Annotated in this window: 23 protein-coding genes; 8 read left to right on the top strand and 15 right to left on the bottom strand. The window is 64.6% G+C overall.

From position 1 onward, the window contains the following. Positions 1-162: 162 nt before the first annotated feature. Positions 163-1,140, top strand: coding sequence for an ester cyclase (locus I6F38_RS44250; protein WP_346657129.1), 978 nt, complete (start codon positions 163-165; stop codon positions 1,138-1,140). A gap of 202 nt (positions 1,141-1,342) precedes the next feature. Here I6F38_RS44250 and I6F38_RS25310 read toward each other — a convergent pair whose 3' ends face one another. Beyond that, positions 1,343-1,810 (bottom strand): PaaI family thioesterase, encoded by a 468-nt coding sequence (locus I6F38_RS25310; RefSeq protein ID WP_057018094.1) that lies wholly within the window; start codon positions 1,808-1,810, stop codon positions 1,343-1,345. Between the two features lie 19 nt (positions 1,811-1,829). Beyond that, entirely contained in the window at positions 1,830-2,405 is a 576-nt protein-coding gene (locus I6F38_RS25305; protein ID WP_225162250.1) for an Ada metal-binding domain-containing protein, read from the bottom strand. A gap of 205 nt (positions 2,406-2,610) precedes the next feature. Here I6F38_RS25305 and I6F38_RS25300 point away from each other — a divergent pair, with 205 nt between their 5' ends. Further along, positions 2,611-3,276, top strand: a complete 666-nt coding sequence (locus tag I6F38_RS25300; protein ID WP_225162248.1) for a hypothetical protein — start codon at positions 2,611-2,613, stop codon at positions 3,274-3,276. 60 nt (positions 3,277-3,336) lie between these two features. Here the strand turns inward: I6F38_RS25300 and I6F38_RS25295 are convergent, their stop codons facing one another. Together I6F38_RS25295 and I6F38_RS25290 are read right to left on the bottom strand one after the other, a co-directional pair. Then, positions 3,337-3,753, bottom strand: coding sequence for an META domain-containing protein (locus I6F38_RS25295; RefSeq protein ID WP_225162247.1), 417 nt, complete (start codon positions 3,751-3,753; stop codon positions 3,337-3,339). Positions 3,754-3,907: 154 nt separating this feature from the next. Next, the gene (locus I6F38_RS25290; protein ID WP_038380167.1) at positions 3,908-5,578 is read right to left on the bottom strand and encodes an L-lactate permease; all 1,671 of its coding nucleotides are present in this window, start codon (positions 5,576-5,578) and stop codon (positions 3,908-3,910) included. A gap of 310 nt (positions 5,579-5,888) precedes the next feature. On the opposite strand from I6F38_RS25290, the gene I6F38_RS25285 reads away from it, so the two are divergent. Then, positions 5,889-7,634 carry an ABC transporter ATP-binding protein/permease gene (locus tag I6F38_RS25285; RefSeq protein WP_225162246.1) on the top strand — a complete coding sequence of 582 codons (1,746 nt, stop codon included), beginning with the start codon at positions 5,889-5,891 and terminating at the stop codon, positions 7,632-7,634. A 172-nt stretch (positions 7,635-7,806) separates the two neighbouring features. Here the strand turns inward: I6F38_RS25285 and I6F38_RS25280 are convergent, their stop codons facing one another. The 5 genes from I6F38_RS25280 to I6F38_RS25260 all read right to left on the bottom strand — a co-directional run bounded on the left by I6F38_RS25280 (position 7,807) and on the right by I6F38_RS25260 (position 13,102). Continuing rightward, a complete protein-coding gene (locus I6F38_RS25280) occupies positions 7,807-8,802 on the bottom strand; it encodes a TorF family putative porin (RefSeq protein ID WP_057018099.1) in 996 nt (331 codons plus the stop codon). A gap of 395 nt (positions 8,803-9,197) precedes the next feature. Then, positions 9,198-9,614, bottom strand: a complete 417-nt coding sequence (locus tag I6F38_RS25275) for a histone (protein ID WP_225162245.1) — start codon at positions 9,612-9,614, stop codon at positions 9,198-9,200. Positions 9,615-9,828: 214 nt separating this feature from the next. Beyond that, positions 9,829-11,145, bottom strand: a complete 1,317-nt coding sequence (gene glcF, locus I6F38_RS25270; protein WP_225162244.1) for a glycolate oxidase subunit GlcF — start codon at positions 11,143-11,145, stop codon at positions 9,829-9,831. Next, entirely contained in the window at positions 11,142-12,380 is a 1,239-nt protein-coding gene (locus tag I6F38_RS25265) for an FAD-binding protein (protein WP_225162249.1), read from the bottom strand. Before I6F38_RS25265 ends, glcF begins: the two co-directional genes overlap by 4 nt. 32 nt (positions 12,381-12,412) lie before the next feature. Continuing rightward, entirely contained in the window at positions 12,413-13,102 is a 690-nt protein-coding gene (locus I6F38_RS25260; RefSeq protein ID WP_225162243.1) for a helix-turn-helix transcriptional regulator, read from the bottom strand. A gap of 196 nt (positions 13,103-13,298) precedes the next feature. Between I6F38_RS25260 and I6F38_RS25255 the strand changes: the two genes are divergently transcribed. Then, positions 13,299-13,781, top strand: coding sequence for an antibiotic biosynthesis monooxygenase family protein (locus I6F38_RS25255; RefSeq protein ID WP_225162242.1), 483 nt, complete (start codon positions 13,299-13,301; stop codon positions 13,779-13,781). A gap of 143 nt (positions 13,782-13,924) precedes the next feature. Here I6F38_RS25255 and I6F38_RS25250 read toward each other — a convergent pair whose 3' ends face one another. After that, positions 13,925-15,070 carry an acyltransferase gene (locus I6F38_RS25250; protein ID WP_225162241.1) on the bottom strand — a complete coding sequence of 382 codons (1,146 nt, stop codon included), beginning with the start codon at positions 15,068-15,070 and terminating at the stop codon, positions 13,925-13,927. A gap of 319 nt (positions 15,071-15,389) precedes the next feature. On the opposite strand from I6F38_RS25250, the gene I6F38_RS25245 reads away from it, so the two are divergent. After that, positions 15,390-15,803, top strand: coding sequence for a hypothetical protein (locus tag I6F38_RS25245; protein WP_225162240.1), 414 nt, complete (start codon positions 15,390-15,392; stop codon positions 15,801-15,803). A gap of 97 nt (positions 15,804-15,900) precedes the next feature. Here the strand turns inward: I6F38_RS25245 and I6F38_RS25240 are convergent, their stop codons facing one another. Then, the gene (locus tag I6F38_RS25240; RefSeq protein WP_225162239.1) at positions 15,901-17,394 is read right to left on the bottom strand and encodes an FAD-linked oxidase C-terminal domain-containing protein; all 1,494 of its coding nucleotides are present in this window, start codon (positions 17,392-17,394) and stop codon (positions 15,901-15,903) included. A gap of 235 nt (positions 17,395-17,629) precedes the next feature. On the opposite strand from I6F38_RS25240, the gene cycA reads away from it, so the two are divergent. Next, positions 17,630-18,022, top strand: a complete 393-nt coding sequence (gene cycA / locus I6F38_RS25235) for a cytochrome c-550 CycA (RefSeq protein ID WP_018269764.1) — start codon at positions 17,630-17,632, stop codon at positions 18,020-18,022. A 90-nt stretch (positions 18,023-18,112) separates the two neighbouring features. On the opposite strand, the gene poxB is transcribed toward cycA, so the two are convergent. After that, positions 18,113-19,849: a ubiquinone-dependent pyruvate dehydrogenase gene (poxB, locus tag I6F38_RS25230; RefSeq protein ID WP_225162238.1), complete on the bottom strand. Its 1,737-nt coding sequence runs from the start codon at positions 19,847-19,849 to the stop codon at positions 18,113-18,115. A 111-nt stretch (positions 19,850-19,960) separates the two neighbouring features. Continuing rightward, positions 19,961-20,920, bottom strand: a complete 960-nt coding sequence (locus tag I6F38_RS25225) for an alpha/beta hydrolase (RefSeq protein ID WP_225162237.1) — start codon at positions 20,918-20,920, stop codon at positions 19,961-19,963. A gap of 358 nt (positions 20,921-21,278) precedes the next feature. Here I6F38_RS25225 and I6F38_RS25220 point away from each other — a divergent pair, with 358 nt between their 5' ends. Then, positions 21,279-21,455, top strand: a complete 177-nt coding sequence (locus tag I6F38_RS25220; RefSeq protein ID WP_018269760.1) for a hypothetical protein — start codon at positions 21,279-21,281, stop codon at positions 21,453-21,455. A 97-nt stretch (positions 21,456-21,552) separates the two neighbouring features. On the opposite strand, the gene I6F38_RS25215 is transcribed toward I6F38_RS25220, so the two are convergent. Both I6F38_RS25215 and ykgO read right to left on the bottom strand, forming a co-directional pair. Next, positions 21,553-22,221 (bottom strand): tetratricopeptide repeat protein, encoded by a 669-nt coding sequence (locus I6F38_RS25215; protein WP_225162236.1) that lies wholly within the window; start codon positions 22,219-22,221, stop codon positions 21,553-21,555. 123 nt (positions 22,222-22,344) lie between these two features. Beyond that, on the bottom strand, positions 22,345-22,470 hold the full coding sequence (ykgO, locus tag I6F38_RS25210; protein ID WP_002718645.1) for a type B 50S ribosomal protein L36: 126 nt from the start codon (positions 22,468-22,470) through the stop codon (positions 22,345-22,347). Positions 22,471-22,939: 469 nt separating this feature from the next. On the opposite strand from ykgO, the gene I6F38_RS25205 reads away from it, so the two are divergent. Then, on the top strand, positions 22,940-23,824 hold the full coding sequence (locus I6F38_RS25205) for an amidohydrolase family protein (RefSeq protein ID WP_225162235.1): 885 nt from the start codon (positions 22,940-22,942) through the stop codon (positions 23,822-23,824). The last annotated feature ends 14 nt before the right edge of the window (positions 23,825-23,838 follow it).

Here is a 23,838-nt window from a genome sequence, read left to right as displayed (position 1 = left end):
CCATCGGCAGGATGCGCCGCTTTATTCCCCGCAAGACGGATCTCGTAACCCTCTCGACCGCCAGATTCCGCCAGTTCATCGCCGCCTACAACAACACCCCGCGCAAATGCCTTGACTACCGCACGCCCGCCGAGTCCTTTGCTCAAGTGTTGCACTTCGAATGTGAATCCACCCCTTCGTCTTCAGCGGCACGACGTTGTCGCGGACCGCCTTCGGGGTGGCGTCCGGACCGGACTGAAGCATCCCGTCGCTTCTGACGAACAATTCAGAACGAGGCTCGATCGCGGCGCGATCGAGCAGCGCCCGCAGCTCGGGACGAAGTCCGTCGCCACGCAGCGCGGCGATCGCATCGAAGTTGCGCATGATGTTCTCCTGCGTTCATCGCAATCAGATTCTCGCATTCGTCTTCCGCGAGCCACCCGCTTCCCGATTCCGCGACGCCATTCGAGAAGCGGTGCTAAGCGCCATATCGACAAAGCGGAATCTCGTCTGAAACTCGATCGCTCGCCCGATCCGAAATCGGGTGGTGCGAGACACGCCTCCAAATGTTCACTGCGCGCATCGAGAGAGCGCCGGTCGCGATACCGGCAACGCGCAAATGGAGACGAAGAGATGTCAGAGGAAAACAAGAACGTCGTAGGCCGGTGGTTCAAGGAGTTCTGGGGCAACCCCTGGAATCCGCGCATCATCAACGAGCTCGCCACAGCAGACATTGTCGTGCACTACCCGATGCACGAACCGAAGAAGGGCCGCGCCGCGGTCACGCAGTTCATGACCGAATTTCGCGAAGCCTTTCCGGATCTGACTTTCTGCGGCATCGGCGATCTCGTCGCGGAAGGCGATCTCGTGGTCGGCCGCTGGGAAGGCGGCGGCACGCACACGGGACCTGCGTTCAGCGACTTCCGCCTCGGCTCACTTCCCGCGGCCTCCGGCCGCAAGATGACGTTCGCCGGCACCACCGTGCTGCGCGTGCAAGACGGACGGATCGCCGAAGAGCTCGGACAGGAAGATGCGATCACCGCCATGCTTCAGCTCGGCCTCATTCGTTTGCCCGAAAGCGACGGAGCCGCGTCGCGGCCGGGCGGCGAGCTGCCCGACGGCTGGAACAACATGCCGGGATATCCGGAGGGGCCGCGCTGAGCACGGCCGGAGCATGGCTCCATCGACGATCGCATCATGGCTACCCGAACGCGCTTGATGCGCGTTCGGGTAACGCAATCGATCGGCGCGGTGAACTTGAAGGTCTCTAAGCCGCAGGCTTGCTGGAGGCATTCCAATATTGCTGCGCCGGCATCGTATCTCCCGATGCAGCGCCGGCGCGGTCTCGCGGCCGCAATTTGCGTCAAGACGGGAAGATCAGGCACGTCGTCGTGCCGTGGGCGAGCAGCCGGCCCTGCTCGTCGGTGACCCTGCCTTCGGCGGTGCCGATGCGACGGCCGCAATTGAGCACATTGCCTTCCGCCCTGATCGGACCGGTGTCGGGCGTGATCGGACGCACCAGCGAGATCTTGAACTCGAGCGTGGTCTGGCTGGTGCCGGCATCGAGCGTCGACTGCACCGCAAGCCCCATGCAGCTGTCGAGCAGCGTCGCGGTGAGGCCGCCATGCACGGTGCCCGCCGGATTGAGATGCGCGTCGGTCGGCACCAGCGTGACGACGACGCGGCCGCGCTCGGCCTCGGCGACGTCATAGCCGAGTGTCCGCGCGATGGTGTTGAGCGGCAATGCGCCGCTGGCGAGACCCTGAACGAATGCGAGGCCGCTCATCTTAAGCTTCTGTTCCGCACTGACGGTGCCGTAGCTCTTGGCCATTGCCGATCTCCATCGGGGTTTATTGTATCGCGACGGTTGGCCGCTTGCGCCGCAGCGACGCGGCGGAGCGGCCGTAGAGTTTTGCGAATGCGGCATTCATGCGCCGCGCGCTGGAAAAGCCGGCATGCTGCGCCACCAGCGCAAGCGGCAGCTCGCTGCCGTCGATCAGGCGCTTTGCTCGCTGCACGCGCAGCGACAGCGCGACCTGGAGCGGCGAGGCATCGAGATGCTCGGCGAACAGACGCGATAGATGCCGCGCGCCGACGCCGAGCCGCCCCGCCAACGCTTCGACATTGCCGCGGTCGAGCGCGCCTTCCTCGATCAGCGCCAGGGCGCGCTCGACGGTGGTCCTGGTGCCTTTCCAGGCCGGGCAGAACGGCGCCGCCTCGGGACGGCAGCGCAGGCAGGGCCTGAAGCCAGCACGCTCGGCCGACGCCGCGCTGCCATAGAACCGCACATTGTGCGCGAGCGGCGTGCGTGCCCGGCAGACCGGGCGGCAATACACACCGGTGGTCTTGACCGCGACGAACACGACGCCGTCCCAGGCCGGGTCGCGGCGCTGAAAGGCTGCATATTGTGCGGCGAAATCGAGCATGCGACCGCTATAGCCCCGCCCGCGCGCCGCGACGACCCGCTTTACGGAGACGACGTCCGGAAACGACCGCTGATGCGGAAGATACCCGGGCATCTACGGGGCCTGCGACCAAAAGACTTCGTGCCGCCGCAGTTCGGTCACCGAAAATTAAGGCTCGATTTAGTTTCGAGGATCATGCTTCGCGCCATCGAACACAGGTCACGCCATGCAAGACCGCGAGCCGATCAACGCTGCGAGCATCTGGCCGACAGATGTGACGGAGGGTCATTCGCCGGCACAGACGGCGGACCTCTGGGATGTCACCGGCGAGAACCACGACGCCGCCCTGCTGCTGCGGGAGCCGTTTGCCGACCGCATCGGCACCGCGCTCTTGGCAGCGACCGCACTCGCCGCAAGCTTCGTGCTGGGATGGACCGGCGGAGCCAACTGGCACGACCTTGCAGCTCCCGCCCCGGTGCCGGTGGCCCAGAAGGAAGCGCCGGCCCCGCACGTTGCGGAGGTGGCGCCGACCCGAAAGAACGAGAGCCCGCGCCGGGCCGCGTCCAACGTCGACCCTGTCGTCACCGGCAGCATTCCGAGGACCACACCGGCCAGCCCGCGCCCCCTCGCCTTGGGCGCCGCGCCGACGACCTTGAATGCACAGGCCGCCGCATTGGGGCCGAAGCAGGCGCCGGAGACGCGACCGAGCACCATCCCGGGCTGGTCGGTGGTCGAAGTCCGCGACGGCACCGCCGTGCTCGAGGGGCCCGAGGGCGTCAAGATGGCCGCGCGCGGCGACGTCGTGCCCGGCCTCGGACGGGTCGATTCCATCGTGCGCTGGGGCAACCGCTGGATCGTCGCCACCGCAAGCGGACTGATCGCAACGCCCTGAGCGTTTTGTCTTGACGCGTTTCCTTGACGCGAACCGCCGTCCGCTTCGCTCGATGACGCTTTAGTTGCTGTTGATCACGAAACGCAGCGACTTGCTGCCGGTGAAGGTCACCTCGTCACCGTGCCGCCGCCAGCCCGTCATGTCGCCGAGCGCCGCCAGCAGATCCTTGTCGGCCTGCGCCCGCTCCGGCGTGCAGGTGCGATTCTCCATCGCGCCGGCAACGAAGACGATGGTGTTGCCGGCCACCGAGAACTGGCCCTTGCCGCCGTCGCACCACAGCTCGAGGATCACCTCGCCATTGTCGCCGACCTCGATGGAGGGAATCCGCTTGGAGCCCGGCATGCGCGCGGCGTCGAGCGTCATCACGAAGCCGAACGGGAACTCCTCCTGGGCCTGCGCCGGACCCGCGCCGAGAGCCGCGGCAACCAGCGCCAACGCGGCGATGCCGCCGTTCAAACCTCGCCTCATCGAAATCATGCCAATCCTCGAAATGCGACGCGCAACTGCGGCCCCTTCTATGGGAGCAGAACTCGATTGGCCAGATTGGCAACGCCGGAAAATGTGATTGAAAAGCAAATCCCCGCGAGCTGTCCGCTCGCGGGGATTCCTGGTTCAGTGACGCGTCGTGGCGCTATTTCAGCACCAGCATCGTGAACGGATAGACATAGGCCTGCAGGGTCACGAACAGACCGACCAGACACGCCAGCACGATCGAGTGCAGGAACACGTAGCGCAGGATCGAGCCCTCGTGGCCGTACCAGTTGGTCGCGGTCGAGGCGACCACGATCGATTGTGCGTCGATCATCTTGCCCATCACGCCGCCCGAGGAGTTCGCCGCCGCCATCAGGATCGGCGACAGGCCGAGCTGCTCGGAGGTGATCTTCTGCAGATTGCCGAACAGCACGTTCGATGCGGTATCCGATCCGGTCAGCGCCACGCCCAGCCAGCCGAGCAAGGTGCCGAAGAAGGGATAGAGCACGCCGGTCGCCGCGAAGGCGAGGCCGAGCGTGGCGTCGACGCCGGACAGCCGGGTCAGCGTGCCGATCGCCAGCATCGCCGAGATCGTGATCAGCGAGATCGCGCAGATGCGGATGGTGCGGCCATACTCGGCGATCAGCTTGAGCGGCGAGAAGCCCATCAACAGACCCGAGATGATCGCGGCGATCAGCATGCCGGTGCCGGTGAACGACAGATAGGTGAAGCCGAACACGGCGCCTTCCGGCGTCGGCTTGGCGGCCACCGGCGGCACCTTGAAGATCAGCTTGTCGAGCTCGGGGACCGGATAGTTCCAGACGAAGTTGGCGTTCGCCCAGGCCTTGAAGGCGCCGTTGCCCCAGATCAGCATCAGGATGCAGACGATGATCCACGGCAGCAGCGCGCTCCACATTTCACCCTGGGTCAGCGGCGTCTTGTCGAGCGGAGGTGCGGCGGCCATCGTCGCCGCCGATTCATCGCGGCCGCGCAGCGCCGGCGACAGCCAGAGCTGCCGCGGCTGCCAGACCTTCAGGAACAGGATCAGGGCTCCCATCGAGATCAGCGAGGCGCCGATGTCGACGATCCAGGGGTTGATGTAGTTCGAGATCACGAATTGCGGGACCGCAAACGACACGCCGGTGACCAGGATTGCCGGCCACACCTCCTTCATGCCGCGCCAGCCGGCAAACGCCCACACCACCCAGAACGGCACGATCAGCGAGAACAGCGGCAGCTGCCGGCCGACCATCGCGCCGAGGATATACGGGTCGAGCCCGGTGACCGAGGCGAGGCCCTGGATCGGCGTGCCGAGCGCACCGTAGGCAACGGGTGCCGTGTTGGCGATCAGCGACAGGCCGGACGCGGCGAGCGGTGAGAAGCCGAGCCCGATCAGCACCGCGCCGGTGATTGCGACCGGGGTGCCGAACCCGGAGGCGCCCTCGAAAAAGGCGCCGAACGAGAACGCGATCAACAGCAGCTGCAACCGCCGGTCCTCGGTGACGCCGCCGACCGCGCGCTTGAGCAGCTCGAACTTCCCGCACCTCACCGTGACCTGGTAGAGGAAGATGACGTTGAGCACGATCCAGCCGATCGGGAAGAACCCGGTGATCACGCCGAGCAGGGTGGCGCGGATCGACATGTTGGCCGGCATGGTGAAGACGAAGATCGTGATCAGGTTGGTCACGATCACGGCGATGATGGCCGCAATGTGCGCCTTCACCTTGCCGCTGGCGATCAGCACCAGCAGCGTGACCACGGGAATGGCGGCCGCGACCGTTGACAGCGCCGCATTGCCCAGCGGGTTGTAGATTTGATTCCAGGTGTTCATCTCGGGATCCTTCCCACATTTTTATGCAGCGCGCCGGCCTGCATGCGGGCAGGCGCGACTGGTGCGATTGCGGGAGTCCGTCGGAAAAGCTGCAGCCCCGGCTCGCGAATGAACGATCGGTAAGGATCGCTCACATCCTCGCGAAAAATCGAAGGTCCCCCGCCCCTCGCCGTTGTCGTCATGCTAGGGTTGACTCGATTGCCGGGACAAGCCAACGCTTGCATGCCAGACCTACGACTTTAGTCGAGGATTACCCCAATTGTCCCGATTCTTCAGGCCTTTGCGGCCGCTTCCCCGGAGACGATAATCTGTGAACAACATTCGCTCGACGCTCGCGACGGTGTGGCGCATCGCCTCGCCTTATTTCAACTCCGAAGACAAATGGGCGGGCCGCGGGCTGCTTGCGGCGGTCATCGCGATCGAACTGGCGATCGTGGGCATCAACGTCCTGATCACGCAGTGGAACAACCGATTCTACAACGCGCTGCAGGAACGCAATTGGGATTCCTTCGTCAGCGAGATCATCTATTTCTGCGTCGTCGTCGCGTTCTTCATCCTGCTGGCGGTCTACCAGCTCTACCTCAATCAATGGCTGCAGATCCGCTGGCGGCAATGGATGACGACACACTATCTTGGGGACTGGCTGCATCAGGCCAATCACTACAGGATGCAGCTCCAGGGTGACGCTGCCGACAACCCCGACCAGCGCATGACCGACGACGTCAAGCTGTTCGTCGATCGCACCCTCACGCTCGGCCTCGGCCTGTTGAGCTCGGTCGTCACGCTGGCGTCCTTTCTCACCCTGCTGTGGGGCCTTTCCAATGAGGCGCCGCTGCACCTGTTCGGCACGGAATATTCAATTCCCGGCTACCTTGTCTGGTGCGCGCTGATCTACTCGGTGCTCGGCACCGTGCTGACCCATCTGATCGGCTGGCCGCTGGTCGGCATCGATTTCAAGCAGCAGCAATATGAAGCCGATTTCCGCTTCAACCTGGTGCGCGTGCGGGAAAACTCCGAGCAGATCGCGCTGCTGCAGGGCGAACCGGCCGAGCGCGAGCGCCTGCGCGTTCGCTTCGGACGCGTGGTGGAGAACTGGATCGCCCTCATGAACCGGACCAAGAAGATCACCGCGTTCACGGCGAGCTATAATCAGGCCTCGGTGATCTTCCCCTATGTGCTGGTGGCGCCGGCCTACTTTGCGCAAAAGATCCAGCTCGGCGGCATGATGCAGACCGCATCGGCGTTTTCGAATGTCCAGGGCGCGTTCTCGTACTTCGTCACCATCTATCGTCAACTGGCCGAATGGCAGGCCGTGGTGAACCGGCTCGATGGATTCGAGGCAGGGATCGCGGCGGCATCAAAGCTCGCCAAGCGCGACGACCGAATTCATGTCACGGCGACGCCGGGCGGCGGCGCCGTCAGCCTGCAGGACCTGGTGCTGCGGCTGCCCGACGGCACGCCGCTGCTGAACGCGGACCGGTTCGACTTCCGCAAGGGCGAGCGCACGCTGATGACCGGCCCCTCCGGCGCCGGCAAGTCGACGCTGTTCCGCGCCGTGGCCGGGATTTGGCCGTTCGGCGATGGCGCGGTCGAGATCCCGTCCAATGCCAGCCTGATGATGCTGCCGCAACGTCCCTATCTGCCGATCGGCTCGCTGCATGACGCCGTCGTTTATCCGGGCGAGGCCAGGCAATTCGATGCGGGACGGGTCCGCGAGGTTCTCACCGCCGTCGGACTGCCGCAGCTTGCATCGCGGCTCGAGGAACAGGCGCATTGGAACCGGATGCTGTCGCTCGGCGAGCAGCAGCGGCTCGGCATCGCGCGGGCGCTGCTGCATGCGCCGCAGTTCCTGTTCCTGGACGAGGCGACGGCCTCGCTCGACGAGCCGTCGGAAGCCGCGCTGTATAGGCTGATTGCCGAGAAGCTTCCCGGCACCACGGTGGTTTCGATCGGCCACCGCTCGACGCTCGACACCTTCCATCAGCGCAATGTCACGCTGGTCCGCGACGGCGACCGCTTCACCCTGCGCGACGCGGTCAAGGTCGCCGCGTCGTAGCGGCATCATGGGTCAGCCGCGGCCACGGCTTGCGGCTTAGCCCAGCGGAGGCAGCCCACAGGTCTCGCGAACGCCTTCGTTATTGTCCGCCCTGTGCCGATCAGACCTGGCCGGCCAAAACAAAAAGGGGCGGCAGATTGCTCTGCCGCCCCTCGATCTCCGGAAGGAGAGATTACTTCAGGTTGGACATCGCGGTCAGGTCAACCGAGAGCTTGGCGATACCGGCCGCGCCGCACCAGTTGGAGCTCGTGCCACCCGGATTGATCGGGGTGACGGCAGTGGTTCCGCCTGCGGTGAAGTCGCTGGTGAAGGCGCTGCAATCACCCTTCGACATGTCGGTGTCGGAGTAGCGCAGATCGAGCGTGAACACCTTGTAGGTGAAGCCGATGCCGATGTTCCAGGTGTTGTAGTCGGCATACTTGATGCCGTTCGGGAACGCTGGGACGCCGTAGAAGCTGTCCGAGGTGCCGAGCCACTGCCGGCCGAACTCACCCGACACATACATGCCGACGCCGCTGCTGCCGAACACGGTGCTCGGCGCAGTGTACTTGCCGATGATCGAGGAGTAGTTGCCCCAGGCGCCGGTGTTGAGGAAGTTCGGCGAGTAGTACTCGTTGATGGTGAACGCCCAGTTGTCGTTGATGGTCCAGGTCGCCTTGCCATAGACTTCGAAGAACGAGACGTCCTTCTTCATGACGGCGAGGTTGGTGAGGGTGTTGGCCTGGCAATCGGCGCTCAGCGGATTGCCTGCGAAGTCGGCCACGGCACCGCCGCCGTAATAGCAGGTTCCACCCGGATACAGGTAACCCCAGACACCGATGTCGAAGGCGAAGGCGCCGAAGGTCGGGCGGATACCGCCGTAGACGTCGACTTCAGCCGCGGCGCGGTTGGCGAAGGAGATGCTCTCGGTCGACGTACCGACGTAGAGCTGCAAGTCCTTGCTGACGTTGTAGCGCGGCTCGAAATAGGCGGTGACCGACGGATTGTGGTTGGACTGGGTGACGCCGCGGAAGATGTAGTCGCTCATGATGCCAGCGCCAAAGGCGATGTCCCACGGGTCGAACGGAGCCGGGGGCGGCGCCTTGACGGCCTTCACCGCCATGTCAGCTGCCATTGCCGAGCTCGAAATCATTGCTAGCGCCGTTGCTAACAAAGCCAGTTTCTTCATGACGATCCCCATCTAACTTTTCCAGACAGCCCAGCTCCGGTGGCCCCCCAGGGCGCGCGCTAACGGACTGCAACTAAATCGCGTGGATCAATCTGAGGCCCGTGCACGGTACCGTGAAGCCAAAAAGACATGCATGTGCCGCCTTTTTAGGCGTTCTAGCCATCTTGCCGCATGTTGACTTGCGGGTGTTGCATTTGCACCACAAGACTGCTGCTCCCGCACCGGTTGAACGGGTCATCCGGACCGGGAAACGGCAACAGTCGGCTCGGCGCGAGAGCGTTCGGTGCGAATCGCCGTGCCCGTAAAAGCACGGATTGTCATCGCACCTACGGAAGAAGCCGCAGCGTGGCGCGCTGCGGCTTCGATCACTTGAACCTCGGCAATGTGGCAGCGGCTTAGTGGTGCTCGCCGCCGTCGGCCGATCCGGCAATCCAGCCCGGCGCCGGTTCGTGGCTCGGTGTGGCCCAGCTCGGAGCCGGCTGCGGCGCGGGCTCGGGCGCCGGAGGTGCCGCGACCGGAGCGGCCGGCTTCGGCGCGGCAGCCTTCTTCGGAGCAGCGGCCTTCCTCGGCGCGCTCTTCTTGGCAGCGGCTTTCTTGGCAGCCTTCTTCGGCGCAGCCTTCTTGGCAGCTTTCTTTGCCGTTTTCTTTGCAGCTTTCTTGGCCGACTTCTTCGCCGATTTCTTTGCAGTCTTCCTGGCGGATTTCTTCGCAGCCTTCTTGGCCGACTTCTTCGCGGACCTCTTCTTCGCCGCTACCACCTTCTTGGCCTTTTTGGCCTTCTTGCTTTTCTTCGCCTTCTTCGACTTCGCCATCGTGGTCCTCCTGTTGCCGCTATCTGAGTCCACCGGGCGCATTGAACTGATCGCTTGCCGGACGTTGGCTGCACCTCGAGGAGAGGCACTCTCCACTTCGCTTGTCGGGCATGATGGCCGCGCGATCGCTTCGCGTCTGTGGCAAGGAAGCGCCGGTCCTTCACGTTGCGTCAGGGCAAGGCTGAGGTCCGGATCATGCTCGAGTGGCAGTCGATCAATTCAATCCTGGCCGGGGACCTCCTGTCGCCCAATCGAGAAGCTCAATCGTGTGCACCACAGGAACTGACGTACCGCCGGCAATCTGAACCATGCAGCCAATATTGCCCGCAGCGATCATGTCCGGTTTGACAAGCGCAATATTGGCGACCTTGCGATCGCGCAATCTGCTCGCAATGTCGGGCTGGAGAATGTTGTAGGTCCCCGCCGAACCGCAACACAAATGGCTCTCGGGCACATCTTTCACCACGAATCCATTCTTGGAAAGCAATTCTTTCGGAAGTTGAGTGATTTTCTGTCCATGCTGCAACGAACAAGCCGAGTGATAGGCGACGGTGACGTCGCCTTTCTGCGTTGAAGGCGCGAGCTCGAGGCCAGCGAGATACTCGGTGATATCCTTTGCCAGCGCCGAGATTCGCTTGGCCGGCTCCGCGAATGTTTTGTCCTCGCGCAGCAGGTAGCCGTAGTCTTTGACAACTGTCCCACAGCCCGAGGTCGTCACCAGGATGGCGTCGAGCCCGTTCTGGTCCGCTTCCCTTTGCCACACTGTGATGTTGGCCCGCGCGCGCGCCAGCGCGTCGCCGTCCTGTCCCATGTGATGGGTCAACGCGCCGCAGCATTGCTCGTCCTTGACCAGCACCACCTCGACGCCGTGCCGAGTCAGGACATTGATCGCGGCCTGATTGATGCGTGGCGCCAGCACCTGCTGGGCGCAGCCCTGCAGCAGCGCGACCCGGCCGCGCCGCCGGCCGATCGGCGCAAACACGGTTCCCGCAGCCGGCCCCGGTTGCGGCAGGCCGCGCGGCGCGAGCGCCAGCATCGCCTTGATCCGCCGCAGCAGACCCGGGCTCGACGCACCGACCGATGGCGTCGGCAGCAATGCGGCGAACGGACGGGCGAGCCCGGCCAGGATCATGCTGATCCGGAATAGGCCCGGCCGCGGCAGCACGAGGGCGAGTACCCACCGCAGCAGCCGCTCGGTCAGCGGTCTCTGGTAATCCCGCTCGATCCGGACCCGGGCCTGGTCGACGAGGTGCATATAGTTCACGCCCGACGGACAGGTCGTCATGCAGGCGAGGCACGACAGGCAGCGGTCGATATGCTTGACCACGTCGGCCGTCGGCGGCTTGTCCTTCTCCAGCATCTCCTTGATCAGGTAGATGCGGCCGCGCGGGCTATCGAGCTCGTCGCCGAGCAGCACATAGGTCGGGCAGGTCGCGGTGCAGAAGCCGCAATGCACGCAGGCGCGCAGGATCTTGTCGGCTTCCTTGATGTCGGGATCGGCGAGCTGCGCCAGGGAAAACTCGGTCTTCATGCAGCCCCGCCTCGCATCATCCGGCCGCGGTTGAGGACGGACCTGGGATCGAAGCTCGCCCGGACCCGTTCACCGAGCGCGGCAAGCCCGGCCGCCTGCGGCTGGAACACATCGACCTCCCGGCGCACATCCTCGGTGGCGCGGATCAGGGTGGCGTGTCCGCCGATCGCCTCGACCTGGCCGCGGACCAGCGTGGCCTGGGCGTCGGCGCCCGGCGGCACCGCGGCCCAGATCAGCCCCCCGCCCCAGTCGTAGATCACGTCGCCGCCGGTGGCGCGCGACAACGCCTGGCCCAGCGCGCCGCCAGAGGCCGGCGGGCAAACGATACGCCACACCGGCCAGGCCCCGAGCGCGCCGTTCGCCGCGAACGGCACCACGTCGCGCAGCGCACTCCAGATTGCGGCCGACGCATCGTCGGCGAGGCTGTCGACCGTTCCATAGGACGAGAGCGTCTGGCTCAGCGAGGCCGCCCGATGTGCCGCCGACGCCGAAATCCCCTCCAGCCGCACCAGCGTGACCGGCTGGCCTGAGGCTGCGAGGCCGGCGAGCGCACCGCCCCCGGTCCGCAACGCCGAACCCGGAAGATGCGCGGCGCCGGAGACGTCGAAGGGCGAACCCAGCGCCGCCGTCATCGCCTTGTTGGCGGTGACGTCGTCGAGCCCGCGCAGCAGCAGCGTCCGCTCGGCTTCCGGCTTCGGCATGACCTTAAGCGTGACCTCGGTCATGACCGCGAGCGTGCCCCAGGAACCGGTCAGCAGCTTGCAGAGATCGTAGCCGGTGACGTTCTTCACCACCCGCCCGCCGGTCTTGAAGCTGTCGCCAAACCCGGACACCGCGTGCGCCCCGAGCAGATGATCCCTGATACCACCGGCCTTGATGCGGCGGGGACCGGCCAGTCCGGCGCCGATCATGCCGCCGATCGTGCCGGCGCCCGCGGTGCCGAGCAGCACAGACGTGTCCATCGGCTCGAAGGCGAATTGCTGGTTCTTGGCGTCGATCAGGGATTGCACGTCGGCGAGCGGCGCGCCGGCCTGCACGGTGATGATCAGTTCGTTCGGCTCATAGGAGGTGACCGCATTCAGCGCCGAGACGTCGAGCAGCGCATTGGTCGCCATCGGATGGCCGATGGCGCGCTTCGATCCATGTCCAATGACCTCAAGCGGCTGCTCGCTGGCAACCGCCGCGCGCACCACTTCCTCGACGTCTTTTGCGTCTCTGACCTTGAGCGTATCCACGCCATAGCCGGTAGCCAAATTCGGCTCCGAAATCAAATGCGCGCGCCGAACAAATTTCTGAATGCGAGGAGTCCGGCGTCGGTGATTTCGACGGAGCGGCCCTGCGGCCGGCGCCGGATCCAGTCCCGTTGCAATGCAAGGTCGGCAACCGCAGCCCCCGCCCGCCCGGCCAGATGCGGACGCCGCTCGCTCCAGTCGAGACAGGGCCGGCACAAGATCCGCCGGCTCCGCGCCGGCGAACGCAGGTCGATGCCGAGATCGCCGAGAAAAGCACGGCCGCAAGCAGTCAGCTCGCCGGCCTCATGGTCGAGATTGAGATGGCCGCGATCCCGCATCGCGTCGGTGACGGCGACGCCGAGCTCGCCGGCAAGGTGGTCGTAGCAGGTCCGGGCCCGGCGCATCTCGGGATCGATGCGCGGCGGCGGCCGGGACGGGTGCGGATCGATCGCGGCAACCGTCATCATGCCCTCGAGCATCTGCGCAACCAGCGGCGTAGCCAGCCGGTAGAAGCGGCGCGGACCACGCCGCTCGACCTTGAGCAGCGCCCGCTCGACCATGCGCGAAAGGTGCCAGCTCGCGGTCTGGGGCGTCACGCCCGCGACCAGCGCCAGTTCGCTCGCAGTCTGCGGGCGTCCGTCCATCAGCCGCGACAGGATGCTGGCACGGCCGGGATCGGCGATCAGCCCGGCGAGTTCGGCAAGCTCCGGTGCGATGGTCTGCATGGCCGGCTCCGCATCGATCGAAATATGCCCCTTGCGCTTGTCGCACGTCATGCCGCTGCAACGCTTCGATCATGATCGAAATGTTCACGACATCGACAATTCGACCATCACCGAACTGGGACGCCGAACGATCGACTATCTCTCGCGTTGCGGTTCGGCCGGCAGGACGGTTGGCGCGAATCATCTGGAGGCGAACATGAAACGTTCGGAAGTTTCGACCACGACGATGATCCTCACCCGACGATCGGCCATCGGCTCGTTCGCGATCATGGCGATCGCCGGCGTCTCGCCCTGGGCCGGATCGCAAGCTCGATCGGAGCACAGCAACGGAGGAATGCCAATGAAGCACTATGCGATGAGCACGAGAACCATCAGCGACGCGATCAACACGTCAGGCCTTCTGGTTGTGGCGCAATGGGAAGCCAAGGAGGGACAGGCCGACAAGGTGGCGGAAATCCTCGACGGCTTCCTGCCCGAGGCGCAGAAGGACCCCGGCACCAAGCTGTTCCTGATCGGCCGCGGCAAGGATAATCCGGCGCAATTCCTGTTCTACGAATTGTTCCAGGACGAAGCGGCGTTCAAGGCACACCAGGACAGCGCGGCTTTCAAGACCTACATCGCGGAGCAGGCGCTGCCGCTGCTCGCCAAGCGCGAGCGGTCGCAATACGCGCTGCTGTGAAGAAAAGCGCGGCGGGGAGGATGCTAGAGCGTTTTCGAGCGAAGTGGACCCGGTTCGCGTGAAGAAAACGCGTCAAGACAAGAAGCGAGAGCTTCGGTTCTGATTCGATCAGAACCGAAGCTCGTCCTTCCCGCCGGCGCGGGTCAGATCGACGCGCCGCTGTTGCCGAGCGTTGCGCGCAAGCCGGCCCGCTCGGGCGGCCTGCGCCAGAAGCCGACGATCGAGATCCGCGACAGCACCGCGGCCTCGAGGCTCTCGACCTGGGTTCGGAGCCGAAGCGCGTGTTTCTCGACGAGATGCCAGGACGCGACGGCGACGCCGAACGCGAGCGGCAGGCTGATCAGGAGGTTCAGATACCAATGCTGGACCGGCGGGCCGAAGGTGGCGACGCATTGCTGGATGACGAAGCCGTAGAGATAAAGCCCGTAGGAATAATCGCCTGACGAGACGATCCAGCTCCGCCGCGGATTCATCAGGCCAAGATAGCACGCGACATAGGCGGCCGGCACGGGAGCCAGCGCGTCGCCACGTCCGGTCGCCATGCCGGCGGCGCACAGCACCAGCGCCAGCAGGCATACAGTGCGGTTGAACGGCACCTTGTCGCGCCAGAGGTAGAAGCCGACACCGGCAAGAAAGCAGAACACCAGAAGGTGCGGGCGAAGCTGGATGGGCACCTCGTCCCAGCGGTAGATGTCGTAGACGATGAGCCCGATCTGGGCGATCACCATGAACCCGAGGAATGCCACCCGGTTGAAGCAAATCGTGAGCACGGCGAGCAGCGCCAGGATGACGTAGCACCACAGCTCATACGGCACGGTCCAGAGCTGGGCGTTCACCAGATCCAGCAGCGGATTGTGCAGGAATACGCCCGGCAGCTCGTAATGGATGTCGCCGACGATATTGAGAAAATAGGCGTGGAATTTCGGATCGGCGACATATTGCGCCAACGGCAGCGCGGTGAAGACCGAACCGATGATGATTGCCGATAGCGTGGTTTCGACCGCGAGCGCCGGTCCGATCCGCAGCACGCGCAGGCCGAGGAAGGAAATCAGGCTCTTGCACCGGAGCAGGCTTGCGGTCACCAGGAAGCCGCTCAACGCAAAGAACAGCGCAAGGATCATCGCGACGCCGATGCGCAGCGTGCTCTGGATCTCCAGCGCGCGGCCGAGCCCGAGCGTCACGTTCGTGCTGTGCAGGCCAATGATCGACGCCGCCAGCGCGATCCGCATGTAGTCGAAACCCGCGGGCCGATTGCGCGAAAGCGCCAGCTGATCGGCCAGGCTGGGCATCGATGTGCTCCCGAAGACGTGCATCTGCGGAAAATACCGAGCAACAGTCTAAGGCCGTGTAAATGGGTCCGCGCTGTAATTGCAGCGACGCACGGGCGCCAGCCACCGCGCAAGGATCGGTTAAGGTTATCGGCCGGCTAGGGCGATCTGTCGAATTGTATCGACCGGCCTCGCGCGTTGGTGGCTCTGGGCGCACGCTCACGCATGTTGGCCTCGGGGCCAATAGCGGACGTGGCTCCTGATGCCCTGGAAGCAGACTTGTTATCGTCATTCGGCAACCATTGATTTGATCGCGGCTCCGCCGGGAGAAACCACCACAATGCACATCAAACTGACAGCCATCGCGCTGCTCGCGATCATCGCGCCGGGACAGGCGGGTGGTGCCATGCTCACCGACGCCGAGGCAACGTTCCTCGACCAGCTCGCTACCGCAGCCGCGGTGCTTGAACAACGATGCACCGGCTATGAGGCCAATGGTTCCGGCGGCGTTCAAACGGGCGCCAGACTTCTCGGCAGCCCCGATGCCGCGATGGCCATGATCAATGCCTTCGACGCGGCCATCAAGGCTCACGACGGCAATGACTACAATCCGCGCAAATTCCGCCCCGAGGTGTCCGATGCGGCCGGCAAGACCTTCAAGCGCGTCCGGGCGGCGTTGATCACAGACCCGGAAGCGGCCTGCGCCGCCTATGGCGATAGCGGCGCGGCGTCGGGGCTACTCAGACGGTACTAAAGCGCGATAAGATTGGGTTGAATCGTCATCGCGCTTTAGCTCTTTGTTTGACCATGATCTTTTCGGAAAACCGCTTCGCACTTTTCCGGATCATGCTCTAGAACCGCGGGATATCCGGGAAGGCCAGCTTGCCGGCGTGGACGTGCACGCGGCCAAGCTCGGCGCAGCGGTGCAGGGTCGGAAACACCTTGCCGGGGTTGAGCAGGCCCCCGGCATCGAAGGCGCATTTCAGCCGCTGCTGCTGGTTGAGGTCGATCTCGGTGAACATGTCCGGCATCAGGTCGCGCTTCTCGATGCCGACCCCGTGCTCGCCGGTGAGCACGCCACCGAGCTCGACGCAGCAGCGCAGGATGTCTGCGCCGAACGCCTCCGCCTTCTCGATCTCGCCCGGCTTGTTGGCATCGTAGAGGATCAAGGGATGCAGATTGCCGTCGCCGGCGTGGAACACATTGGCGACACCGAGGCCGTATTTCTCGGACAGCTCGCGGATCCGCGCCAGGGCCTTCGGTAAGGCGCCGCGCGGGATGGTGCCGTCCATGCAGAGGTAGTCCGGCGAGATGCGCCCGACCGCGGGGAACGCCGCCTTGCGGCCGGCCCAGAACAGATTGCGCTCGGCCTCCGAGGTCGAGATCTGGCAGGAGGTCGAGCCGCAGCCTTGCGCGATCGCCTCGACCCGCTTGATCAGCTCGTCGACCTCGACCTGGGGGCCGTCGAGCTCGATGATCAACAGCGCCTCGACGTCCAGCGGATAACCGGCGTGAACGAACGCCTCCGCGGCGTGGATCGCGGGCTTGTCCATCATCTCCATGCCGCCCGGGATGATGCCGGCGCCGATGATCCGCGCGACGCATTCGCCGGCCGCCTCGACCTCGGCGAAGCCGACCATCAGCGCACGCGCCGTCTCCGGCTTCTGCAGGATGCGCACGGTAATCTCGGTGATGACGCCGAGCAGCCCCTCCGAGCCGGTGATGATTCCCATCAGATCATAACCGGCATTCTCGGCCGACTTGCCGCCGATGCGCAGGATCTCGCCACTCATCAGCACGATCTCGCAGCCGAGCACGTTGTTGGTGGTCATGCCGTATTTCAGGCAGTGCACGCCGCCGGAATTTTCCGCCACATTGCCGCCGATCGAGCAGGCGATCTGCGACGACGGATCGGGCGCGTAGTAGAAGCCGGCATGCGCGACCGCCTGGCTGATCGCGAGGTTGGTGACGCCGGGCTCGGTGACCACGACGCGGTTGTCGAAGTCGATCTCGCGAATCCGCTTGAACTTGCCGAGCCCGAGCAGCACGCCGTCGGCAAGCGGCAGCGCGCCGCCGGACAGCGAGGTGCCGGAGCCGCGCGGCACCACCTTGATGCCCTGGCCCTGGCAATATTTGAGCACCTTCGACACCTGCTCGGTGGTATCGGGCAGCACCACGACCATCGGCGGCTGCCGATAGGCGGTCAGGCCGTCGGATTCATAGGCCAGCATCTCGGCGGCGCTGTCGATCACGCCCTCGCCCGGGACGATTGCGCGCAAGGCGGCCACGATTTCGGCGCGGCGAGCGAGGACGGCCTGGTCGGCCGCCGGCATCATGATGGACATCGTTGTTCCCTCGGCTGGGCTTTTGCCCTTCGCCGATTTGTTACGACAAATCAATCACGTCTGCACCTGTTTCAGTGCACCGGCCGAAGGTCGGATTGCCCCACCCCGCAATGGCGAGTTCTCTCTCGGACAAGCGGGCGGCCGCGAAACCTGTCAAAGTTTCGTGGCTTGTCCTGTCCAAGCCGGACATGCCACAAACGATCACTACCTCCCGGGACGAAACGAAGAGAACCCCATGAACCTAAAGACCTTGAGCGCGCTGGCGGTCGTCACATCGCTGGCTTCCGCATCCTCCGCGCTGGCGCAGGATGCCGCCGCCGGCAAGACCTCGTTCAATAAATGCCTCGCCTGCCACGCAATCGGCGAAGGCGCCAAGAACAAGGTCGGCCCCGAGCTCAACGGCCTCGACGGCCGCCATTCCGGCTCCGCGCCGGACTACAATTATTCCGATGCCAACAAGAATTCCGGCATCACCTGGAACAAGGAAACCTTCCTCGAATACATCAAGGATCCGAAGGCCAAGATCCCCGGCACCAAGATGGCATTCGCCGGCATCAAGAACGAGAACGAGGCCAACAACCTCTGGGCCTACGTCTCCTCGTTCGACAAGGACGGCAAGCAGAAGTAATCGGCGGTATCGGTCGCGCCGTCCACCCGGCGCCAATGCCGGGGCGGACGTTAGAACGGGGATGGCCTTTCTTCGAAACGCCATCCCCTTTCAGCGCGGCAAGAGATTGGTCTTGGCGAGATCGACCACCTCGTCGCCACGGCCGCTCATCACCGCGCGCAGCACCCACAGGCTGAATCCCTTCACCTGCTCCAGCGTAATGGTCGGCGGCATCGACAGCTCCTGCGTCGCGGTCACGACGTCGAGCACCGCCGGGCCGTCATGCGCGAGCACGTCGCGGATCGCGCCCTCGAGCTCGCCGGGATCCGACACCCTGACGCCGTGAATGCCCATGGCGCGGGCCATCGCCGCGAAATCGGGATTCTTCAGATCGACCCCGGTCTCGATGAAGCCGGCGGCCTTCATCTCCAGCGCGACGAAGCCGAGCACGCTGTTGTTGAAGATCACGACCTTCACCGGCAGCTTGGCCTGGGTCAGCGTGATCAAATCGCCCATCAGCATGGCGAAGCCGCCATCGCCGGACATCGACACCACCTGCCGTCCCGGCTGCGCCGCCTGCGCGCCGATCGCATGCGCCATCGCATTGGCCATCGAGCCATGGACCCAGGAGCCGACCAGACGGCGGCGGCCGTTCATTTTCAGATAACGCGCGGCCCAGATCGTCGGCGTGCCGACGTCGGCGGTGAACACCGCATCCTCGCTCGCCTGCTCGCTGAGCAGGCGCGCCAGATATTGCGGATGGATCGGCTTCTGGCCCGGCTTGCCGCGGGCGAGATCGTCGAGCCCGGCACGGGCGTCCTTGTAATGCGCGAGGCTGGCATCGAGATGCTTGCGGTCGGTCTTCACATGGAGCTTCGGCAGCAGCGCGGCGATGGTCTCGCCGACCTCGCCGACGATGCCGAGATCGAGCTTGCAGCGGCGGCCGAGATTTTCGGGGCGGATATCGACCTGCGCGATGTTGATGCCGGTCGGGAAGAACTGCTTGTAGGGAAAATCGGTGCCCAGCATCAGCAGCACGTCGCAGCCGTGCATGGCGGCATAGCCGGAGGAAAAGCCGATGAAGCCGGTCATGCCGACGTCGTAGGGGTTGTCGTATTCGACATATTCCTTGCCGCCGAGCGCGTGCACGATCGGGCTCTTCAGCGTCTCGGCAAGCTTGATCAAGCCGTCATGCGCGCCGGCGCAGCCGCGGCCGCAGAACAGCGTGACGCGCCGCGCGCCGTTGAGCAGCGCCGCCAGCGCGTTCAACTCGTTATCGGCCGGACGCACCACCGGCGCCGGCGGCAGCAGGCCGGCATTCGGTGCGATGTCGCGCTTCGGCGCCGTCCGCATCGCGACGTCGCCCGGCAGCACCAATACGGCGACACCGCGCTTGCCGACCGCGGCGCGGATCGCGTTCTCCAGCATGTAGGGCAGTTGCGCCGGATCCGACACCAGTTCGCAATAATGGCTGCATTCGCGAAACAGGTCCTGCGGATGCGTCTCCTGGAAATATCCGCCGCCGATTTCAGCGGAGGGGATCTGGGCCGCGATCGCCAGCACCGGCGTGCGGCTGCGATGCGCGTCGAACAGGCCGTTGATGAGGTGGAGATTGCCGGGGCCGCAGGAGCCTGCGCACACCGCGAGCGCGCCCGTGATCTGGGATTCGGCGGCGGCTGCGAACGCAGCCACCTCCTCGTGACGCACATGCAGCCAATCGATCGTGCCGCGCTTGCGCAACGCCTCGGTCAGGCCGTTGAGGCTGTCGCCGACGACACCATAGATGCGCTTGACGCGGGCCTGGGCAAGGGTTTCAGCGATGAGGTCGGCAATGTTGTCGATCCGCATGAGACGTGTCCTTTGCTGCAATCCGAAACCGCGTGGGCCGCATGATGTTCGGCGCCACGCGGCGGCGCAAGCCTTGCCGGATCACATTCGCGCGGCGCAAACGCGCGGCAGCTATTGCGCCGTCACCGCGTCCCGCACCATCAGGCCGGCCATCGTCTCGATCTCGGACGCCACGAGATCGGGCACGACGTACTGCACCATGTGGCCTGTGCCCGGCAGCACGATCAGCTTCGCGTTCAGCGCCGATGCGGCGAGCGGCCGCGAGTGGATGCCGGTCGAGACCGTCTTGTCGACGCCCGAAATGATTGACAGCGGCGCGCTGATCTCGGCATAGCGCGGGGTCTGTTCGACAACGGCCGCCTTCAGCGTGACGAGGTCGTGCGCATTGGCGATGAACTCGCGCGGACGCAGCAGGAGCAATGTCTCGCTGTCGCGTACGAAATTAGCCGGCACCGGCTGCGGCGCGAACACGCCGCGCGTAGCCGAATTGGCGACGAGGAAACCGAGCGGCATCGTGATCGTGTGCGCAAGCAATGGTCCGATCAAAGGTGTCGAGATCACATCATTGTAGCGTCCAGCGCCGCCGCGCCACGGATAGGCGACAGGCGCGAGCAGCACGATGCCGGCGACGCGATCCGGATGATCCAGCGCAATGCGCAAGGCGAGTGCGCCGGCCCAGGAATGCGCCACCACGATCGCCCGCTCGACGCCGAGCCTGGTCAGCGCCTCCACGATCATCCGGGCCTGGATCGCGGGCGTCGAATCCGCGACGCGCGCGCGGGTGCTCCAGCCGTGACCCGGCCGATCGATCAGGATCACCCGGCGCGCTTTGGCAACGCGATCGCCGAGCGGCTGCATCGCGCGGAGATTGGAGCTTGCACCATGCAGCATCACGACCGGCGGCCCGACCGCGTCGCGCGGGCCGAGTTCGACCACATGCAGCCGCGCCCCGGCCACATCGATCATTCGCCCCTGAGGCGGAAAGGCGCGCTGGATCAGCACGGCGCCGATTTGCGTTACCAGGGCCAAGGCCAGCCCTGCGGCCGCCAGCGCAATGATTGCGGTCAACATCGAGGGGATCCGAAAGGTCTCAGGCACCTGATTGGGCACCTGACAATTACGACGAAGCCGAAATCAGGTTCCGCGCGGATGTGCCCCCTGCCAGGGCATGCTCTTGTTCGCAAACCCAATTGTCGATTATCCGGCTCGCGCCCGGCGCGGAGTTGTCCACAATGCGCCCAGCCTGTGGATAGCGGGTTCATACCTGCGTCATTAGTCATTTCATAGATTGGCGGTGGCAATTTCGCCATCAGACGCGAGGCTTCATCGAAACCGGGACGCCACTGGAACGCTTCCTGGTTTGTACACAGTATCCACAGGAACCGGCGTCCGCATGACGAGTTCAACGGGAAGTAATCGGAGGAGTACCATGATTTCCGACCCTAGCGATGCGGCCATCGATCAGATCGTGGCGAGTTGCAATGGCGACCTGCGCGGCGCCCTGAAGGCACTGTTGCTGGTGAATGAGCACCTGGAGGCGGAGCTTCAGCAATTCTATGCTGCCGTAGCCCAGGACACCGCATCCCGCGGCAAGTTCTTGCACTAGCCTCCTGCGCCGGACCGTACCGCGAGCAAGCATCAAGCTCGCGCGCAACGTGTCCATTCGCGGCCATCGCCCCACGATCGCGATCAATCGCACGCAATCAGATGTCGCGGCCTTCGACCTTTTCGGTCAGCTGCTTGACGATCTGCGGCACCTTCTCGAGGTAGGGATCGACAGCCAGCGCCTTGCGGAAGGCGTCGAGCGCACGCTTGTCGTCGCCCATGTCCTGCATGATCATGCCGACGCCCGCCAGCGCGCCGAAATGGCGGGGTTCACGGGTCAGCACCTGCTGCAGGTCTCCCAGCGAACGAACGTAATCGTTCTTCAAATAGTAGATCGTCGCACGCCGGTTCCAGGCCTCGACATAGTCGGGGCGGAGCTTGATCACCGCGTCCAGCAGCTTCAGCGCGACATCGACATTCTGGGCGTCGATCGCCGCCTTGGCGCGCACCATCAACAGCGCCGCGGTATCACTCGGGGTTTGCAGCCACAGCGCCCAGATCCGCGCCTCGACATGACGGGCACTGTCCTCGTCGGGCGCGGCCTTCAGGGCGCCGAACAGGAAATCCAGCCCGCGGGTCCGGTCGGCCGGCACCTTCGGCAGCTTGGTCGGAGCTTCAGGTAGTTTTTTCTGGGCCCTGGGCGGCGGGACCACCCGCGGATCGTCCTGCGCGACGGCTGCAACGGGCATGGCCAGAAGCGCGGCGATCAGGATCGCCAGCCGGCGGTTGGTGGGCCCCAGGAACTTGAATCCGAGCTTTAATCCCATGGCCGAAGTCTAGACGCACAACGCCGCACTGCAAAGCAGCGCGGCGTCAAAGACCTGTGAAGGAAGGATCGGAATCGGCCGGCGATCCGGGCGGGATCAGCTTCGTCGATCAGATTTCTCGGATCAACCCTGGCGCGCCTTGAAGCGGCGCTGGACCTTGTTGATCACGTAGACGCGGCCCTTGCGGCGAACCAGACGGTTGTTGCGATGGCGGCCGCGCAGCGACTTGAGCGAGTTACGGACCTTCATGGGACAATCCTGTTACTTCGAAAGGCCCGTGTTGGAGGCCGTACCTGGTCATGCCAATATTTGGCAAAATGGGATTTATCCCGACAAGCGGCCTGCCGCCCGGGACGGCCGGGTTCTAAGCCATCGGACCGTTAAATGTCAACCGAGATGGGCCGATTTTCGGGCCTGTCCTGGTCCGGAACCCGCGCCAGGCATCGCGCCACGCCATTGAGATCGCTTCGGAAACGGCGACGGCCACAATTATCCGGACCGACGAGGCGACCCGCCGTCGCCTTTTGACGATGGCGCCACGGCCGCCGAATCGAGTTTTCGTCCTCCTCGCGCCCGCCCCGATCGTGACCGAACCGGACTTTGCGCCGGATTGAGCTCGGCGCGGGGCCATAAGCCTTCAACGCCACGGCGCTTGCGAAAATCGTTATATCATATAATTATTTTCCATCACCAATGAACACGCCGCCGGGGAAACCGAATGCCCAAGCTCAAACTGCCCGACATCGAAAAGGTCACCGCGATCGACATCCACACCCATGCCGAGGAGCCGTGCGGCATGCATGGCGACGACGGTTATGACGACTTCCAGGCGCAGATGGCCGACTACTTCAAGTCGCCGCACAAACATCCGCCGACCGTGCCGGAGACCGCGGCCTACTACCGCGCCAAGAACATCGCCGCGGTGATCTTCCCGGTCGACGCCGAGCGCGAGACCGGTTTCCGCCGCTACAACAATTACGAAATGCTCGAGGTCGCCTCCGACCATCTCGACGTGCTGATCCCGTTCGTCTCGATCGACCCGCACAAGGGCAAGCTCGGCGTCCGCGAGGCGCGCAAGCTAATCGAGGAATACGGCGTCCGCGGCTTCAAATTCCACCCGACCATGCAGGGCTTCTACGCCAACGACCGCATGGCCTATCCGCTGTATGAAGCCATCAATGACGGCGGCGCGATCGCGCTGTTCCACACCGGCCAGACCGGCGTCGGCTCCGGCATGCCGGGCGGCATGGGGATGCGGCTGAAATATTCCAACCCGATGTACATGGACGACGTCGCGGCGGATTTTCCCGACCTCAAGATCATCCTCGCGCATCCCTCCTTCCCCTGGCAGGAAGAGGCGCTGTCGGTCGCGACCCACAAGCCGAACGTCTATATCGACCTGTCCGGCTGGTCGCCGAAATACTTCCCGCCGATCCTGGTGCGCTACATCAACTCGATTTTGCAGGACAAGATGCTGTTCGGCTCCGACTGGCCGGTGATCACGCCGGACCGCTGGCTCGCCGATTTCGCCAAGCTCGACATCCGCGACGAGATCCGACCGAAGGTCCTGAAGGCCAACGCGCGGAAGATTTTGGGCATCTAGGGGAGTATTGTCGG

Origin of the sequence: Bradyrhizobium sp. BRP56 (genome assembly GCF_020194035.1) — a bacterium.
Taxonomy (GTDB): domain Bacteria; phylum Pseudomonadota; class Alphaproteobacteria; order Rhizobiales; family Xanthobacteraceae; genus Bradyrhizobium; species Bradyrhizobium australafricanum.
The sequence above is the reverse complement of the archived record's forward strand: the minus strand, read 5'-3'. Positions and strand labels throughout refer to the sequence as shown.

Excerpts from the sequence above, each read along its gene's own strand:
- I6F38_RS25310 (WP_057018094.1), bottom strand. The coding sequence starts at position 1,810 with ATGGCCAAGAGCTACGGCACCGTCAGTGCGGAACAGAAGCTTAAGATG.
- I6F38_RS25305 (WP_225162250.1), bottom strand. The coding sequence starts at position 2,405 with ATGCTCGATTTCGCCGCACAATATGCAGCCTTTCAGCGCCGCGACCCG.
- I6F38_RS25300 (WP_225162248.1), top strand. The coding sequence starts at position 2,611 with ATGCAAGACCGCGAGCCGATCAACGCTGCGAGCATCTGGCCGACAGAT.
- I6F38_RS25295 (WP_225162247.1), bottom strand. The coding sequence starts at position 3,753 with ATGATTTCGATGAGGCGAGGTTTGAACGGCGGCATCGCCGCGTTGGCG.
- I6F38_RS25290 (WP_038380167.1), bottom strand. The coding sequence starts at position 5,578 with ATGAACACCTGGAATCAAATCTACAACCCGCTGGGCAATGCGGCGCTG.
- I6F38_RS25280 (WP_057018099.1), bottom strand. The coding sequence starts at position 8,802 with ATGAAGAAACTGGCTTTGTTAGCAACGGCGCTAGCAATGATTTCGAGC.
- I6F38_RS25275 (WP_225162245.1), bottom strand. The coding sequence starts at position 9,614 with ATGGCGAAGTCGAAGAAGGCGAAGAAAAGCAAGAAGGCCAAAAAGGCC.
- glcF (WP_225162244.1), bottom strand. The coding sequence starts at position 11,145 with ATGAAGACCGAGTTTTCCCTGGCGCAGCTCGCCGATCCCGACATCAAG.
- I6F38_RS25260 (WP_225162243.1), bottom strand. The coding sequence starts at position 13,102 with ATGCAGACCATCGCACCGGAGCTTGCCGAACTCGCCGGGCTGATCGCC.
- I6F38_RS25255 (WP_225162242.1), top strand. The coding sequence starts at position 13,299 with ATGAAACGTTCGGAAGTTTCGACCACGACGATGATCCTCACCCGACGA.
- I6F38_RS25250 (WP_225162241.1), bottom strand. The coding sequence starts at position 15,070 with ATGCCCAGCCTGGCCGATCAGCTGGCGCTTTCGCGCAATCGGCCCGCG.
- I6F38_RS25245 (WP_225162240.1), top strand. The coding sequence starts at position 15,390 with ATGCACATCAAACTGACAGCCATCGCGCTGCTCGCGATCATCGCGCCG.
- I6F38_RS25240 (WP_225162239.1), bottom strand. The coding sequence starts at position 17,394 with ATGTCCATCATGATGCCGGCGGCCGACCAGGCCGTCCTCGCTCGCCGC.
- cycA (WP_018269764.1), top strand. The coding sequence starts at position 17,630 with ATGAACCTAAAGACCTTGAGCGCGCTGGCGGTCGTCACATCGCTGGCT.
- poxB (WP_225162238.1), bottom strand. The coding sequence starts at position 19,849 with ATGCGGATCGACAACATTGCCGACCTCATCGCTGAAACCCTTGCCCAG.
- I6F38_RS25225 (WP_225162237.1), bottom strand. The coding sequence starts at position 20,920 with ATGTTGACCGCAATCATTGCGCTGGCGGCCGCAGGGCTGGCCTTGGCC.
- I6F38_RS25220 (WP_018269760.1), top strand. The coding sequence starts at position 21,279 with ATGATTTCCGACCCTAGCGATGCGGCCATCGATCAGATCGTGGCGAGT.
- I6F38_RS25215 (WP_225162236.1), bottom strand. The coding sequence starts at position 22,221 with ATGGGATTAAAGCTCGGATTCAAGTTCCTGGGGCCCACCAACCGCCGG.
- ykgO (WP_002718645.1), bottom strand. The coding sequence starts at position 22,470 with ATGAAGGTCCGTAACTCGCTCAAGTCGCTGCGCGGCCGCCATCGCAAC.
- I6F38_RS25205 (WP_225162235.1), top strand. The coding sequence starts at position 22,940 with ATGCCCAAGCTCAAACTGCCCGACATCGAAAAGGTCACCGCGATCGAC.